Source organism: Vibrio sp. 1069 (assembly GCF_033340555.1).
The window spans coordinates 1-508 of the sequence record NZ_JAWOWP010000996.1 but is presented as its reverse complement, the minus strand read 5'-3'; the positions used below and the strand labels follow the sequence as shown (position 1 = coordinate 508).

Here is a 508-nt window from a genome sequence, read left to right as displayed (position 1 = left end):
GATCGAGAACTGACGGTAAATCACCCCGGTCGAACCTGACATAAATGCCATAGGGACGAATACTGCCGATAAGGTCAAACCAACACCAATCAACGCGCCAGTGATCTGCCCCATCGATTTCTTAGTTGCTTCTTTTGGATCGAGCCCGTCTTCGTGCATCACACGCTCAACGTTTTCTACCACAACGATGGCGTCATCCACCAGCAAACCAATCGCCAGAACCATCGCAAACATCGTCAGGGTATTCACGCTGAAACCTGTCGCGTAAAGAATGGCAAACGTACCCAAGAGTACAACCGGAACAGCAATCGTCGGGATGATCGTTGCACGGAAGTTCTGTAAGAACAGGTACATAATTAAGAACACCAACACAATCGCTTCCAGTAGCGTTTTCACTACTTCTTGAATCGATGCTTCTACAAACGGTGTTGTCTCAAATGGATAAGCGACTTTCAGACCATCTGGGAAGTTTTCACTCAACTCTGCTAAACGCTCTTTGACTGCAGCC

General features: G+C 47.6%; 1 protein-coding gene. It reads right to left on the bottom strand.

Annotation, left to right across the window (positions count from 1 at the left end):
* Positions 1-508: efflux RND transporter permease subunit (locus R7040_RS30240; RefSeq protein ID WP_318098159.1), on the bottom strand; the 508-nt coding region annotated here is incomplete at both ends.